This is a genomic window from Culturomica massiliensis, from assembly GCF_900091655.1.
GTDB lineage: Bacteria > Bacteroidota > Bacteroidia > Bacteroidales > Marinifilaceae > Culturomica > Culturomica massiliensis.
Genome location: NZ_LT594621.1, coordinates 3,017,374 through 3,033,685 on the forward strand (window position 1 = coordinate 3,017,374; position 16,312 = coordinate 3,033,685).

The 16,312-nt window shown below is 44.2% G+C and carries 12 protein-coding genes; 7 read left to right on the top strand and 5 right to left on the bottom strand.

All coding sequences use genetic code 11. The annotated features are described in order from the left end of the window. Positions 1-4 precede the first annotated feature (4 nt). A complete protein-coding gene (locus tag BN8908_RS13780) occupies positions 5-841 on the bottom strand; it encodes an AAA family ATPase (protein WP_021989418.1) in 837 nt (278 codons plus the stop codon). A gap of 94 nt (positions 842-935) precedes the next feature. Here BN8908_RS13780 and BN8908_RS13785 point away from each other — a divergent pair, with 94 nt between their 5' ends. After that, the gene (locus tag BN8908_RS13785) at positions 936-1,304 is read left to right on the top strand and encodes a DMT family protein (RefSeq protein WP_021989419.1); all 369 of its coding nucleotides are present in this window, start codon (positions 936-938) and stop codon (positions 1,302-1,304) included. A 33-nt stretch (positions 1,305-1,337) separates the two neighbouring features. Here BN8908_RS13785 and BN8908_RS13790 read toward each other — a convergent pair whose 3' ends face one another. After that, positions 1,338-3,974 carry a PAS domain-containing protein gene (locus BN8908_RS13790; protein ID WP_068691196.1) on the bottom strand — a complete coding sequence of 879 codons (2,637 nt, stop codon included), beginning with the start codon at positions 3,972-3,974 and terminating at the stop codon, positions 1,338-1,340. A gap of 198 nt (positions 3,975-4,172) precedes the next feature. Between BN8908_RS13790 and BN8908_RS13795 the strand changes: the two genes are divergently transcribed. Beyond that, positions 4,173-5,981, top strand: coding sequence for a TrkH family potassium uptake protein (locus BN8908_RS13795; protein WP_021989421.1), 1,809 nt, complete (start codon positions 4,173-4,175; stop codon positions 5,979-5,981). Between the two features lie 22 nt (positions 5,982-6,003). After that, positions 6,004-6,675, top strand: coding sequence for a potassium channel family protein (locus tag BN8908_RS13800; RefSeq protein ID WP_021989422.1), 672 nt, complete (start codon positions 6,004-6,006; stop codon positions 6,673-6,675). Between the two features lie 55 nt (positions 6,676-6,730). Here the strand turns inward: BN8908_RS13800 and BN8908_RS13805 are convergent, their stop codons facing one another. Beyond that, a complete protein-coding gene (locus tag BN8908_RS13805) occupies positions 6,731-7,924 on the bottom strand; it encodes a phosphoglycerate kinase (RefSeq protein ID WP_021989423.1) in 1,194 nt (397 codons plus the stop codon). 216 nt (positions 7,925-8,140) lie between these two features. On the opposite strand from BN8908_RS13805, the gene BN8908_RS13810 reads away from it, so the two are divergent. The 4 genes from BN8908_RS13810 (at position 8,141) to BN8908_RS13825 (ending at position 12,693) form a co-directional block, all read left to right on the top strand. Beyond that, positions 8,141-8,572 (top strand): nucleoside deaminase, encoded by a 432-nt coding sequence (locus BN8908_RS13810; protein WP_068692314.1) that lies wholly within the window; start codon positions 8,141-8,143, stop codon positions 8,570-8,572. A gap of 159 nt (positions 8,573-8,731) precedes the next feature. Further along, positions 8,732-9,772: a 3-dehydroquinate synthase gene (aroB, locus tag BN8908_RS13815; RefSeq protein ID WP_068691198.1), complete on the top strand. Its 1,041-nt coding sequence runs from the start codon at positions 8,732-8,734 to the stop codon at positions 9,770-9,772. A gap of 10 nt (positions 9,773-9,782) precedes the next feature. Continuing rightward, positions 9,783-11,003: a 3-phosphoshikimate 1-carboxyvinyltransferase gene (locus BN8908_RS13820; RefSeq protein ID WP_068691200.1), complete on the top strand. Its 1,221-nt coding sequence runs from the start codon at positions 9,783-9,785 to the stop codon at positions 11,001-11,003. A gap of 94 nt (positions 11,004-11,097) precedes the next feature. Beyond that, positions 11,098-12,693 carry an aspartate:alanine exchanger family transporter gene (locus tag BN8908_RS13825; RefSeq protein WP_068691202.1) on the top strand — a complete coding sequence of 532 codons (1,596 nt, stop codon included), beginning with the start codon at positions 11,098-11,100 and terminating at the stop codon, positions 12,691-12,693. Positions 12,694-12,755: 62 nt separating this feature from the next. Here BN8908_RS13825 and BN8908_RS13830 read toward each other — a convergent pair whose 3' ends face one another. Then, positions 12,756-14,321, bottom strand: coding sequence for a sulfatase family protein (locus BN8908_RS13830; protein ID WP_068691203.1), 1,566 nt, complete (start codon positions 14,319-14,321; stop codon positions 12,756-12,758). A gap of 35 nt (positions 14,322-14,356) precedes the next feature. Next, a complete protein-coding gene (locus tag BN8908_RS13835; protein ID WP_068691205.1) occupies positions 14,357-16,312 on the bottom strand; it encodes an alpha-L-fucosidase in 1,956 nt (651 codons plus the stop codon).

Here is a 16,312-nt window from a genome sequence, read left to right on the forward strand (position 1 = left end):
ACTTCTATTTCTTTACTAAATCTTCGACAAAAAACAACTTATCTCCCCAGCCGTCCCCGAATAAACTGGGCGAATGAGTCGAAGTTATAATCTGACAATTGGGATTCAACCCCCGGATTTCTTCAAACAAACGGTATTGCCATTCGATATGCAAAGATATTTCCGGTTCGTCCATCAATAAAATGTAAGGTTGCTCCTCCATCAAAAACACCCGCAACAAGATAATCAGAAGCTGTTTTTCTCCCGAAGACAGCTTATAAAGAGGAATCGTCTCTCCATGATCGATAAATATCAAATGATTGGTATGCGGATCTATTTCTATGGTTTTTTCCGTTTTGGCAAATAAACGATTCACCGTATCATAAAACATCCGTATCCGCTCGTTTATACAAGTGGCCTGTTCCGGAAAATTCGTCGCTTTCAGCCGATAATCGGAAAAAGAAGGAGAATCTCCCCCGATATTATAAACAATATCGTGCAATTCGTTATAAAGCTGGCTGTATTCTTTACCGGCTTTCGGCTTATCCTTCATCGGTACATCGAATGTACTGATTTTCAAATACCGGACACCCTCCAAAGCTTTCTTCAATTCTCCGGACGGAGTTTTGGGAGTATATTCAATCGTAAAATCGTTTATCCAGGCATTCACACTAACATCATACGCCTTCAGACGCTTTACGTCCGCTGTAAATATGGCGTCGATAATATTGAACAAAGTTGTTTTACCACTACCATTTATACCGATAAGTATATTTACGTCGGGATTCAGATCCTTCCAGCAGAAATCAATCTTCTTCCAAAGATTAAAAATCTCTATCCCATGAATAAGGTTCGTTTCCATAATCTACACTTTCTACAAAGATATAAAACTAAACAGGAATAATGAATGACAAAAAATATAATTTTGCACTGTTTTACTATTTTGAATTTTCATTATGAGAGGACTTGCAACAATCGGCCTGCTGATTTTATCCAACATATTTATGACCTTTGCCTGGTATGGCCATCTGAAACTACAAGAAGCTAAAATAAGTACCCACTGGCCACTTATCGGCGTCATCCTCTTTTCATGGGGGATTGCTTTTTTTGAATACTGCGCCCAGGTTCCTGCCAATCGTTTAGGATTCGAAGGTAACGGCGGCCCTTTCAACCTGATGCAATTAAAAATCATCCAGGAAGTCATTACCCTGGTGATATTCATTCTGTTCTCCTTGATCTGTTTCAAAGGAGTCAGCTTCCAATGGAATCATGCTGCCGCCTGCGTATGTCTGATTCTGGCCGTTTATTTCGTATTCATGAAATAAACCGACAAAATAAGCGGTGCGGGGAATTAAGCGTCAACATACCTTGGAGTAAGGCAACGTAAACCAAAACTCGGAACCGGCTCCAGGAGAAGAAATAACACCGATTTTTCCTCCCAGCTTACATATTATCGTTTCACAAATGGAAAGTCCTAATCCCGTCCCCTGAGCAAAGGAATTCAATTTAACGAAACGCCCGAAAATTTCCTGCTGCTTTGCCTGATCTATACCGATCCCCGTATCTTTAACATAAAAATAAAGGTATTGCGGGTCTGCATCCAGGCGATATCCCAGGCGGATACTTCCTGATTCTGTAAACTTGATGGCATTCGTCAGAAAATTAATCAAAACCTGTGACAACCGTTTTTCATCCGTCCGGATCACACAACCGGGAATAGATTCCTCAAACAAGAGGGAAACCTTATCCGATTTCAAACGCAAACGGACCACTTCCAGCAAATCGGACAAAACGGTATTTACCTCTACACTACGTTCAAAAAAATCCAATGTACCGGCTTCTATTTTCGAAAGATCGAGAATATCATCGATCAATTGCAGCAGCAGTTTATTGTTCGTTTCTATGATATGAGTATACTCCCGGTTTTCAGGTGTATTGCAGGACTGTAATAATATTTCGGAAAAACCGACAATCGCATTCAAGGGGGTACGGATTTCATGACTCATATTCGCTAAAAATGCCGATTTCAACCGGTTCGATTCTTCGGCTTTCTCCTTAGCATCCCGAAGCTCCTGTTCCATACGCTTTCTTCCTTCGATCTCATGCATCGCTCCGGTTACGATTTTCGGAAGCCCTCTTTCATCCCATTCCATTACGATAGCATATGTTTCGACCCATATCGGTTCATGTGCACAAGGTAATACAATCCGGTACTCTGACAGGATAGCCTCCGTCTTCCCATCAAGCAACTGTTCGGTAATCCTTTTTATCCGTTCCCGGTCCTCCGGATGAACCATATTGTAACAAATGTTTCCGTCGATGACCCTATCTTTGTATTGCTGTAAATCTTCCCGCTCCGCATATCCCATATTCACATAAATTTTCTGAGTTTGTATATCCCATTCCCAAGGGATCAGGTGTGTCGCTCTCAATACAAACTCATATTTCTTGTTCAATCGCTCCAATTGCTTACGCTTCTGTTCCACTTCGGTCAAATCAATAGTAGAACTCGTAATCCAACGGCGTCTGTTCTTATAGGAAACGACCACTTTATTCATCAGGAAGAAATGTTCCCTCCCGTCCGCAAATTGGGCATGATGTACGGCAGAATAAGTACCTTCACGAATAACGATATCGTCTAATTCTCTGAAAAGCTTCATAACTTCACCGCCCAAAGCCGCATTTTCATTCTTTCCGATCAAAATATCCGCAGACACGCCGAACATATCTTCCAGACTCTTATTCCACAAAACGTATTTCCGGCCGTTGTCCAAATCTTTAATACTAACCGGAATCGGCAGATTATTTAAAATAGAATTCAGAAAAAAACGGTCTTTTTTACTCTTTTTATCAAAATACAATTTTACACCTACAATTCCCAATAACAACAAAACGACAGCCCAAACAACATACCAATACCTGTGATAAAAAGAGGGAGGAACATTGTAATAAACAGCCCCGTCCGGATATAAATCCGGATCTATCCCATACCATTGTAAGGCCAGATAATTCAAGTATGTCTGTGCCTCTCCGCCGGCCTGACAGGGTATGTCGGAAGCCTTTTTGCCGGCTAAAATCGCTTTAAGCTCCCGGAGAAAGGTCGTTGTGAAATCATGTACCGAAATAAAATGCCCCCCTGCAAAATACCCCTTTTGCAGATCCATATCCGTCAAAGTAAACACAGGAGTATTCGTAAATCCGAATATCGATTTCCAGACATTGTTTTCGAGGTAAGCCGAAGTTTCCTCTACCGACCGTAAAAACCAACTATAATAAATGACCCCTACATTTTTATCGTATTCAGTCAATATACTCAATAAACGATCTGTACTCAAATCTTGTGTACACAACTGTTCGACTTTCAAATCAGGGTAATTCTCCCGCATAATCCGTTCAAAATCCGACCGGGTCAAGGTACTGACATAACGGTTATCGGAAATCAAAGCCACCTTGCTCATATTCGGGATGATACGACGCATCACCTCTATCGTTTCCCGGATGTAAAAAGGCTGCCACAAAACCGTAATATTATAGTCCCGGTTAAAATCCTCCAACAATATCGTATTTTCCGGTGTTAAGGTCTCCTGTGCCAGTAAAACCGATATGGATGCAGGCATCCGTTCCCTGACAAAACACAGGATCACCGGCACATCTTTCCATTCCGAATCGAATAAAGGAGCACATATCATCCAGGCAGGGTCACCGATAAATACAACAGCATCGGGCTTTTCCGGATATTTCTTTAAAATATCCCGCCGCAACAGCTCCACATCGGCCTCTTTTTTCAAACGAGGCAATACCAATTCATAAGTTTCAAAAACGATACTATCCCGGTCTGAAATTTGACGATAAATCATTTTCAAAAACAAATCACTCCAATTCTCATTAAACGTTATGGAATTAAATACAATGACCTGATTCTTTTGATCCGTAGCAGAAACAGAACCTCCTGCCAACCATCCGATTAGGATAATCAGGCCTACACATTTTCTCATGACCTACTTTTTCAAAACTTCTGCAAAGATAGGAAGAATCTCAAAAATAAAATCGACAGACTTAAATTATATCATTGTGCCATAAACTTTTCCTTATCAAAAGAGAATACCGGAAAAATACCGAATCACACAAAAATTTTTACCTTTGTGATAAACGGAATTTTAAACAAAATTTCCGATCCTTAAAGGGAATGCATCATGCGACTTGCAGAACTAAAATACAAAACGAGATTATTTCTACGTACCGGCCGAGCAATTGTCAGAATATCCGCTACAGTCATTTCATTCATAGCCTCTTTCTGTACCTTGTGCCTGCTGATTTACGAAATCGGTTTTCAGGAAGACCCTGAAACAAAATATTACATTCTGGAAACCTATAAAATACTTCTACGGATATTTTTTTATACAGCATTGGGAAGAATCCTGTCCGACATAAAAGGCTTCAGACGGGAAAAAGCGTTTTGGCTGGATTCTATTATCCTCGCCTTCATTTTATTAACTGTCATTCTGGATTCAAGGCCGGCAGCCCATTTAAGTGCTTTCATGCATCATGCGATTACGATCATGACTTACATACTCTTATCCGTCGTCAGCCTTATCCAGCTATCGAAACAAATAGTGACCACTCTGCAACGCAACCTGAAACCGGAAATGATGTTTGCTTACAGTTTCCTTTTTATTATATTGACAGGTACGTTCCTACTGCTATTACCCAATGCCCACCATGGACATCTGCAATTTATAGATGCTCTTTTCACCTCTACCAGTGCGGTATGCGTTACCGGACTTACCGTTGTGGAAACGTCCTCCACGTTCACATTCACCGGACTGATTATCCTGGCAACCCTTATTCAAATAGGAGGTATCGGTGTCATGACATTTACCAGTTTTTTCGCCATGTCATTTTTTTGTCAGGTATCCTTCCGGGATCAGCTTAGCCTGAAAAACATCCTGAATGAAAACTCTTTAAGTGACATTTTCCGTACCTTATTCTACATTTTACTGACCACCTTCATCATTGAAACCATAGGAGCCTATCTTATTTACGATCAGATCCGGTCCGTTCCCGCTACAGAAATTCCGGATAAGCTGTTCTTTGCTGTCTTTCATTCGGTATCGGGATTTTGCAATGCCGGATTTTCGACGCTACCGGGAAACCTCTACGATCCGACCGTACGACACCTATATGGATTGCAATGCTGGATAGCTCTCCTGGTCATTCTCGGCGGTATCGGCTTTCCGATCCTATTCAATTTCGGGAGACTTTTCAATTACCATTTCCGGAATGCCGTCAACCGAATAAAAAGAAATCCCTCCACCTATAACCGCCAATTACATATCATCAGTCTGACAACACGTATTGTCATCCCGATGACCCTGATTCTGGTGATTGGGGGCACCTGTCTTTTCCTGGGTCTGGAATACAACAATACGCTGAAAGACCTGCCTTTTTCCGGTAAACTGGCCATTTCTTTTATGAGTGCGGTAACGCCCCGTACGGCGGGATTCAGCAGCATAGACATGGCCAGCCTTTTACCTCCGACAATCTTCGTCACTATGCTTCTGATGTGGATCGGAGCCTCTCCGATGTCAACCGGTGGCGGTATTAAAACAACAACATTCACCATTGCCATTAAAAATATTTTCAGCGTTATCCGGAATAAAAACAACGTTGAAATAGCCCGCCGTCAGATTCCGTCTGAAAATGTAAGACGGGCACATGCCATCATCCTATTGTCTGTACTTTGGATCGGAATCGCAACCTTGCTTCTGTTACTCACAGAAAATCACGTGTCCGTTACAGAAGCTACATTCGAAGTCATTTCTGCCATCAGTACGGTCGGATTGACACTGGGACTGACGCCCGAATTAAGCATTGCAGGTAAAATTATTATCAGCCTCACGATGTTTGTCGGCAGAGTCGGACTCATTACCTTACTCACGGGTATCGCAAGGCAACAACTTTCACAGCCCTACCGTTATCCCGAAGAAAGAGTCATTCTTTAACTTATAACTAAAACCAATACATATGAACTGCATCATCATCGGACTCAGCAATTTCGGAATAGCACTGGCACAACGGCTCACCGACCTGGGACACGAAGTTTTGGGAATTGACAAAGATATCGACAAAATAAACGAGTACCAGAACAGCATCAAAAACACAATCAGTCTGAACATCAACAGCCGGGAAGCTATAAGAACCCTGCCATTAAAAGATGCGGATATTATTTTCGTAGCCATTCGGAAAGACATCGGAGCTTCCGTTATGGCTGTTGCCACATTGAAGGAAAACGGAGCCAAACGAATTGTTGCCTGTTCGATTTCCGACCTGCATTCAACAATTCTGAAAGCTATGGGAATTACAGAAATTGTGCGTCCGGAAAAAGAATATGCGGATTTCTTCGCTTTGAAAATAGAATTGACAACTTCCATTTATTCGTATATGGTAACCCCAAACTACTTTATATACGAAATGAAATTACCCGCTCCTTTTATCGGCCGCCAATTGGGAGATGTGGAATTCGAAAAAAATTTAGGCCTGAAACTCATTGCCATCAAGCATCCGGTAAACGGAGAAGAACACGGGAAAAACCGGCTTGAATTAATCGATAAACCGGAAAACAGTTTTATCGTCGGTCAGGACGACGTATTTATTTTAGCCGGAAAACCTAAAAATTTCCAGACATTACTGAACTGAAATAAAACAGCCGAAGTTAAAAACTTCGGCTGTCACCTAAATCAGTTAAAGACTATTACTCCCCTCGAATAGCCTCAATCCCCGGCAATTTCTTGCCTTCGATATATTCAAGCAATGCACCACCTCCGGTAGATACATAGCTAACTTTATCCGCCAATCCAAACTGATTGATTGCAGCCACCGAATCGCCGCCGCCGATCAATGAAAAAGCACCTTTCTCCGTCGCTTTTACAATAGCATCTGCCACAGCCTTCGTACCTTCTGCAAATTTCGGCATTTCAAAAACCCCTACCGGACCATTCCAAAGAATCGTCTTGGAATTTTCAATTACCCTGGCAAACTTTTCACGGGTAGCCGGACCGATATCCAAACCTTCCCAACCGTCGGGAATATTCATCGGATCACATACCTGCGTGTTAGCATCATTACTAAAAGCATCGGCAACGACAGCCTGATCTGAAAGCACCAGATTAACACCTGCGTCTTTTGCTTTTTGCATAATCTCACGGGCCAACTCCAACTTATCTTCCTCACAAATAGAAGAACCGACATGACCGCCCAAAGCTTTTTTAAAGGTATAAGTCATACCTCCACCCAGGATCAGGTTATCCACCTTACCCATCAGGTTCATAATAATATCGATCTTAGAAGATACTTTCGATCCTCCCATGATTGCGGTAAACGGACGTTGCGGATTTTTCATCACGTTATCTACAGCATCCAGTTCACCTTTCATCACATAGCCGAACAATTTATCATTCGGGAAGAATTTAGCGATAACAGCTGTAGAAGCGTGAGCACGGTGAGCCGTTCCAAAAGCATCATTGATCCAAACATCACCTAAATCAGCCAATTTACGGGCAAACTCTTCGTCTCCTTTTTCTTCTTCTTTATAGAAACGCAGATTTTCCAACAACAGGATTTCTCCCGGTTTCAATGAAGCTGCTTCTTTTCTTGCACTTTCTCCGATACAATCATCTGCAAATTTTACCTTCACTCCGGTTAATTCTTCCAGATGTTTTTGAATATGTTTCAGTGAAAATTTATCTTCCGGACCATTCTTCGGACGTCCCAGGTGTGACATTAAAATCACAGCACCTCCTCCGGCCAATACTTTTTTAATCGTCGGAATGGCTGCCCGCATACGCGTGTCATCCGTGATCTCAAATTTGTCATTCAAAGGCACATTAAAATCTACACGTATCAAAGCTTTTTTACCTCTGAAATCATAAGTATCAATTGACTGCATAGTTAAAATTTTAAATAATTATTTGATTTAGAATATACTTTATAAGTCTCTCTCCTCTATTTTCCGCCGTTAAAAATAGCAATAAAACGAATGCCTCCCAAATATTTTCAATTTATAAAACCGACAAAAAACTCAAACGATTGTAATTTTTCCCTTATTTTTGCACTCAAATACACAAATAAAAGGGGCTCTTCAACCCTGCTCAAAATCAGATATATGACACACGAGTTATACATGCGCAAGGCATTAGAAGAAGCATCTCTGGCGGAAGAGGAAGGCGAAATTCCGGTAGGGGCAATCGTCGTTTGCAAAGGCAAAATCATCGCCCGGGCCCACAACCAGACCGAACGGCTCAATGATGTGACAGCTCACGCTGAAATGGTCGCCATCACTATGGCGGCAGCCGCTCTTGGCGGAAAATACCTGAACGAATGCACCCTTTATGTCACCCTGGAACCCTGTACCATGTGTGCCGGAGCAATGGCCTGGGCCCAACTCGGGGAATTGGTATACGGAGCTTCCGACTCCCAGCGGGGATTCAGCCGGTTAAGCCCGGCAGTGCTTCACCCCCGCACCAAAATTACTTCCGGTATTCTCGAGCCCGAATGCAGTGAGCCTGTAAAACGCTTTTTTCAAAAACGCCGCTAAGTTCCTATCCGGCAAAATATAATGCTTTTTATCAAAATCAAAAAAATGATCATTCCGTCCGGTATTCGCAGGATTTAAATCACCAGTCTGAAAACATTACAAACCGAATTAATTTTTAGTTTTTGTTTTTCGCCCTATCTTTGTCTCAAACTTATTGATATGGAGAATATAATTTTCACTTCGGATATACGGACTGTTCTCAACGATTGTCTGCAGGGTTTCAAACCGGAAGATATTTTTATACTGACCGATCACAATACGGCTCAGTACTGTCTTCCTTTTCTCAATCTGACCCGGATAAAAGAGACCCACCGGATATCGATACAAGAAGGTGAAGCCCATAAGTCATTGGAAAGTGCCGCTTATATCTGGAAAGTATTATCGGATCAGGGAGCCCGGAGAAATTCGGTATTGGTAAATATCGGAGGAGGCCTCGTAACGGACATCGGAGGTTTTGCAGCTTCCTGCTTCAAGCGGGGCATAAAATGCGTCAATATCCCGACAACGCTTTTAGCACAGGTAGATGCCTCCGTCGGAGGAAAAACAGGCATCAATTTCAACGGTCTGAAAAATGAAATCGGCACATTCGCACTTCCTTCCAAAGTCATTATCGATAGCTGCTTCCTGAAAACCCTGCCGTACACTCAGCTTTTATCCGGTTGCGGGGAAATGCTGAAACACGCTTTACTGGCAGGCGGGAAACATTTTAAAAAAATCCTGCAACTGGACCTGACTCATATCGATTGGGTAAACTTTTCTTCCCTGATACAAGAGTCCGTGGAAATCAAATATGCTGTAGTACAAAGTGACCCCAAAGAAGCAGGTATCCGGAAAGCTTTAAATTTCGGACATACCGCAGGACATGCTTTAGAAAGCGCAGCTATCAGCTCCGGCCGGGAATTATCACACGGTGCAGCAGTAGCATACGGTATGATTGCAGAACTTTACCTATCCGTCCGGAAAATGGGGTTTAACTCTGCTTTATACGAAAAAATCGTCCGTTTTATCCGGAATATCTATCCGGAATACATGGTATCCGAAGACGATTCTACCCTATACGAACTCATGTTACACGATAAAAAGAACGACCGGGAAGGTGTAAACTTTACCTTATTACAAGAACCGGGAGCATTTTCTATTGACAATTATTGTTCCCGGGAAGAGATAGAGCAAGCATTGCAAGCATTAAAACAGAAGTAAGATAAAACGTATGGAAATAAGCCTGAATTCTATACCTCAAACAATAAACGGAGAAGTGAAGCTACCGGCTTCAAAAAGTATTTCCAACCGGGTATTGATACTGAACGCTTTATCGGACAGCGATATGCCGGTTGAAAATCTGTCGGATTGCGACGACACCAACCACATGCTGGAAGTGCTGAATTCTGACGACTGCCATTTCAATATCGGTCATGCGGGTACAGCCATGCGCTTTCTGACAGCTTTTCTTTCACGTATTGTCGGACGCTGGGAAATCACAGGCTCTGAACGTATGCAGCAACGTCCTGTCGGAGTACTGGTAGATGCCCTCAACAAGCTGGGAGCACATATCGAATATGCAGGCCAAAACGGTTATCCCCCTTTACGCATCTACGGTTCATACCTGAAAGGGGGCGCCATCGAAATACCGGCCTCTGTCAGCAGCCAGTATATTTCAGCGATTCTGATGATCGCTCCTTATATGGCAGACGGATTGCAACTGACATTAACCGGTAAAATCGTTTCCCGTACATACATAGATATGACCATCGCCTTGCAACGGGTATTCGGAGCTGAAATATCCGTAAAAGGACATTGTATACACGTAAAACCGGGAAATTATCGTCCGGTACACTACCGGGTAGAGTCCGACTGGAGCGGAGCTTCTTATTTCTATGAGCTATTGGCTATGACTGAAAGCGGACAAATCATTTTACCCGGCCTTCTACCCGAAAGCCTGCAAGGAGACTCGCACCAAACGGAGGTTTGGAAACAACTGGGAGTGCATACCCGTTTCACCTCACAGGGAGTCGTCATTGAGAGAAAAAATTCAGACCCAACCGGTTTAAAATACGATTTCACAGAAATGCCCGATCTGGTACAATCTTTTGCCGTAGCCTGCTGTATACGAAATATTCCTTTCGAATTTTCGGGTGTAGAAACGTTACGGATTAAAGAAACCGACCGGATCAGCGCGTTAATTACCGAATTAAAAAAGCTAGGATACATCCTGACAACCGGGGATGGCAGCCAACTGATATGGAACGGGGAGCGCAGGCAAGCGCAAACACATCCCCGGATCATGACATACAACGATCACCGCATGGCCATGGCATTTGCCCCGGCAGCCCTGAAACATCCCGGCCTAACAATCGTCGATCAGGAGGTTGTATCGAAATCCTTTCCCACCTATTGGGAACAGCTTTCGGCCTTAGGGCTCGAATTCACTTAAATAATAAAACGGCAGACCCAAGGTTCCCATACGGGATCACGCCATTGGAAACCGCATATTCACTATTTAGTATATAAACCTTTTTATTGATCCTATGTTAGAAAGCTTATTGCAATCTTCTTATTTTGCCTTATTCCTGATCGTAGCATTGGGATTTGTATTGGGACGTGTAAATTTCCGGGGCATATCACTGGACGTTTCTGCCGTGATCTTCATCGCTTTACTTTTCGGACATTTCGGCGTGATTATTCCCAAAGAACTGGGAAACTTCGGCTTGGTATTGTTCATTTTTACCATCGGCATACAAGCCGGTCCCGGCTTTTTTCATTCCTTTAAATCCAAAGGAAAAATGCTGATACTACTTACCTTATTAATTATTGGATCAGCCTGTATTACCGGTGTTATCTGCAAATATATCTTCGGCTTGAATACGCCGGAAGTCGTCGGCCTGATCGCCGGGGCGCTGACCAGTACGCCCGGTTTGGCCGCAGCCATCGACAGCACACAATCTTCAGCCGCATCCATCGGATACGGTATCGCCTACCCTTTCGGGGTTATCGGGGTTATTTTATTCGTAAAGCTGTTGCCCGGTATCCTGAAAATAAATTTAAAACAGGAGGAAAAACGGCTGGAACTTCAACAACGTGACAAATTCCCGGCATTACAGACAGGCACCTTCCGGGTTACAAACGAGAATATTTTCGGAAAAAGCCTGATACAGCTTCAGGTACGTACCATGACAGGTGCCGTCATTTCCCGGATAAAACACGAAGATTCGACTTCCATCCCGACTTCGAAAACCGTTTTATTCCAAAACGATCTGATTAAAGCCGTCGGTAGCGCATCTGCCCTGCAACAACTGGGGATGTTGGTCGGAGAAGCCGTCCAGGAGGATTTGCCGCTGGCCACTTCTTACGAAATTCAATCCCTATTGCTCACCCGCAAAGAAGTCATCGGAAAAACATTGGGTAGCCTCAATTTACAGGAAACATTCGGTTGTACCATAACCCGGATAAGACGAAGCGGCATCGACCTTTCGCCGGAGCCCGGATTAATACTGAAATTCGGAGACAAGCTATTATCCGTCGGCCACCAGGATAGCCTGAAAGAACTGTCCAAGCTCCTCGGTAACGATGAAAAACGGCTTTCCGATACGGACTTTTTCCCCATTGCCATGGGAATCGTATTGGGGGTACTGGTCGGGAAAATAAACATCTCTTTCTCCGATAGTTTCTCTTTTTCTCCCGGCTTGACCGGAGGAATATTGCTGACGGCTTTAGTATTGAGCTCGCTCGGTAAAACCGGTCCTATTATCTGGTCGATGTCCGGAGCCGCCAACCTATTGCTGCGTCAATTGGGACTCTTGCTTTTTTTAGCCGAAGTAGGTACCTCTGCCGGCGCAAACCTGGTCGCCACCTTCCGGGAAAGCGGCTGGACCCTTTTCGGCGTAGGTATGGCCATCACTTTAATACCCATGCTCATTGCTTCCGTTATCGGCTATTTCATTTTTAAAATCAATATTTTCGATTTACTGGGAACCATTACCGGCGGTATGACCAGTACGCCGGGCTTAGCAGCAGCCGGATCCATGACCGACAGCGATGCTCCCAGCGTCGCTTATGCAACCGTTTATCCCATCGCTATGGTATTCCTGATTATTTTCATTCAGTTGATTGCCATAGGTATGTAAAAAGCTCTGATACCGAACGGATATCAGAGCTGTATAATCGGAATACATCGCATTTTATCCCGTCAGGGCTTGAGATTCTTCATCCTGACACGCCTCAGTATATTCTGCAATTCGAAAACGACATCAGGATAAAGTAATGCCGTATTGTCCCGTTCAGCAACATCGTCGGCGATACGGTACAATTGCGGAGTACTCAGATTACCCGTTTCTATTTTCGGCCCCCAGGTAATCAGGGCAGGACCGTCGTTCGGTTCGATGTATTTCCAGTCTTTAGTACGTACGGACAAAGTATGGTTGGCAGCCTGTTCTATCACCCAGGGGCGATCTGTCTGATTCTTACCCAACCACGTACCAAGGTAATCGAAACTGTCGGGAGCTGCCCCCTTAGGCAATTCAGCCCCTACCAGCGAAGCCAGTGAAGCGAACCAGTCGATTTGCGACACCAGAGCATCGGATATCCGGTCAGGAAGAACCTGACCGGGCCATCTGACAATGACAGGAATACGGGTTCCTCCTTCAAATGCACTGTATTTGTTACCGCGAAGCGGTCCTGCGGGACTATGTCCGTTCAAAAGTTCTTCCGCACGGTCCTGATATCCGTCATCTACGACAGGCCCGTTATCACTGGAAAGAATGATAAGCGTATTTTCTGCCAGCCCCAATTTATCCAAGGCATCGATGATTTGCCCCACACTCCAGTCGAATTGCACGATAGCGTCTCCCCGCAACCCCATCGGACTCTTTCCACGAAAACGCTCATGCGGAAAACGGGGAACATGTATATCGTTTGTGGCGAAATACATAAAAAAAGGCCTGTCCTTATGCTCCCGGATAAAACCGATGGCATGGGTAGTGATGGAATCGGCAATATTCTCATCCTTCCAGAGTGCCTTTCCCCCTCCCTTCATATAACCGATACGCCCGATACCGTTCACAATTGCCATATCGTGTCCGTGACTTGATTTCAGATTATAAAGCAACTCCGGATGATCTTTCCCCAGCGGTTCCCCTTCGAACGGTTTCCGGTAGCTCACTTCTATCGGAGCTTCCGGATCGTAGTCGGCAACTTTGCCGTTTTCTATGAAAACACAGGGGACACGATCGGCTGTCGCAGCCATTATATATGAATAGTCAAAACCCAGGTCGCCCAATGCAGCCGAAAGCGGAGCATTCCAATCCTGTTGCCCGTCCTTATCCCCCAATCCCAAATGCCATTTCCCGATTGCGGCAGTAACATATCCGGCATTCTTAAACATATCCGCCAGGGTATATTGCTCCGGACGGACGATCATTCCGGCATTCCCGGCCGCAACATCCGTTCCGGGACGTCGCCAGGCATATTCCCCCGTAAGCATCGAATAGCGCGAAGGCGTACTCGTCGCTGCCGTGGCATGTGCATTACGGAAACGTATACCTTCCGCTGCCAATCGATTTATATGGGGAGTCTGCACATTTTTCGCTCCATAACATTCCAAATCACCGTACCCCAAATCATCGGCATAGATAATCAAAACATTGGGGCATCGGCGGTCTGCCGAATCAGGGTTGAGCTTTTCGCTTTTCTGAGTGGCACTCCCGGTTACACAGGCCAGTGAAGAAAAACAAGTGAGAAATAAATATCGTTTCATAAAATTACCGATTGATTATTTACAAATTAAATATATCATTTTTCAAGCAAACCACATTCGGCTATAGAGAATTTTTTCGTCCCCGAAGTCGTACTCAGAATTTCAAATTTCACATACAGTACATGATCGGCGTCGAACAAAACAATTTGCTCTACCGGGTTATTGGTTATATTTCCGAACCGTCCCGAAACAACCGGTCTCCCCCAATGTTTCCCGTCCGTACTCACTCTGACAGAATAATTTTCAATATGGCCCAGACCATTTTCTACCGGATAATAAGAAAATCCGGACAAATCACGCGGACTGTCCAATTTTAAAATAAATGCAGCAAGCCCTTTTTCTATTTCACCGTCCCAACGGGAATGTACATCTCCGTCGGATAACGTTTTTTCATTACCCGAAAGGGAAGTTATTCCGTCCAATTTTATTCGAATACAAGCAGAAGGCACCGCATTCCGTTTTTGCCGCTCTTCTTCTTCACCGGGTAGTTGCTCCAAATAGTACATGGATAAATTACCCCAAGAAACAGACACCCGGGCATCCATAAAACGTATCCGAAACCGGTCAGCCAAAACAGGTTCCGGCAAACGGAGCATCTTTCTGAATCCGATGGTCGTACTTTGTATTACTTCTTTCCAGTCTTTACCGTTCCATACATCGATAGCAAAGCGTTCGACACGCTGACCGAAATCACAGACATTTTCTTGTAATTTTATCACATTGATCAGAGCAGGCTTTCTCAACTGTACCTCCGCCACGGCAAGTGTCGTCCCATCCGCCGTATGCCAGGAAGTAAAAGGCGTATTATCGGTAATCACGTCCGAAGGGGTTTCTCCTTCCCACCCCGCAATAGCCGTCACAACAGCACCCTTGGCATAATCCGTCCGCTTCATACGGGAAATGATCTCCCCAAACTGAATCAAACGTCGGCCGTCTTTTTCCGGAATTTGTCCTGTAGGACCAGGAGACAAGTTGGGCAACAAATTCGAATTTTGTCCGACCGTCTCAAAATAACTATTCACCAAATAAGACAAAGACTTAATCGTATTGTCATCCCGCTCATTGTAAAACCATCCTTTACGTAAAGGAAGTCCTCCCCGGGAAGGATACCAAACCAAACGCTTTCTCTTCATTAAATCATCTATACTGCCCAAATCGGATAATGTCGGATCATATCCCGGCAGCGATCCGAACAACCTTTCGTTATTGTCTATACCCTGCACACACCATTCCGTTTCACGTCCTTTCCCTTTTTCATTACCCACCCAACGTATATCGGGCGCATTGCCTGAAAGTATAACACCGGGCTGCAATTCCCGGGCTCTGCCGAATATCCGCTCCCAATCGAAAGGCATCTCTCGACCACTCACGTCGCTTGTGGTCCCGGCCCCGTCAAACCAAAGTAAATAAACCGGTCCGTACTCCGTCAGCAATTCCTCCAACTGACGGATATAATAATCATTATATGCTTCTGTTCCGTATGTTTTTTCATGCATATCCCAAGGAGACAGATACAAACATAATTTCACGTCATACTCCCGGCAAGCCTCAGCAACCTCTCTGACCAAATCTCCTTTACCTTCCCGCCATGGAGAATGCGCTACGGTATGCGAAGTGTACTTACTCGGCCATACACAAAAGCCGTCGTGGTGTTTCGCGACCAGAATAATGCCTGTAATTCCTGCCTCTTTGAATATTCTCACCCACTCGCCGGCATTTAATTGCGAAGGATTGAACAGGGAAGGACTTTCCTTCCCTGTACCCCATTCCATACCGGTAAACGTATTCATCCCGATATGTATAAAACCCAACATTTCCCGCTGCTGATAATCCAGTTGCCGATACGACGGACGGACTTCCGTTGCCAATCGTATCACTTCTTCCTTCGACGGATTTTCCGGTAAAACGACCGATATGGCTTCCTGTGCCGTCAATCCACCCCATAACAATGAAAAGATCACAGTCCATATTTGTTTTTTCTTCATTCCCAT